2 tRNA genes are annotated in these 241 nt (G+C 57.7%); both read left to right on the top strand.

Annotated features, from left to right (window positions below):
• The first annotated feature begins 5 nt into the window (after positions 1-5).
• Positions 6-82, top strand: a tRNA-Met gene (locus A1830_RS20870).
• A 68-nt stretch (positions 83-150) separates the two neighbouring features.
• Positions 151-227, top strand: a tRNA-Met gene (locus tag A1830_RS20865).
• Positions 228-241: the final 14 nt, after the last annotated feature.

The following is a 241-nucleotide window of genomic DNA, read 5'->3' as shown; positions in this document are numbered from 1 at the left end:
ACGGACGCGGGATGGAGCAGCCTGGTAGCTCGTCGGGCTCATAACCCGAAGGTCGTCGGTTCAAATCCGGCTCCCGCAACCAATTCTCCCTGTGAGAAGCAGTAAGCAAGAAAAGCTGTCGTGATGGAAGCGACAGGTGTAATATACGGACGCGGGATGGAGCAGCCTGGTAGCTCGTCGGGCTCATAACCCGAAGGTCGTCGGTTCAAATCCGGCTCCCGCAACCAATTCTCCCTGTGAG

It is taken from the genome of Erwinia sp. ErVv1, assembly GCF_900068895.1.
Classification (GTDB): domain Bacteria; phylum Pseudomonadota; class Gammaproteobacteria; order Enterobacterales; family Enterobacteriaceae; genus Erwinia.
The sequence above is the reverse complement of the archived record's forward strand: the minus strand, read 5'-3'. Positions and strand labels throughout refer to the sequence as shown.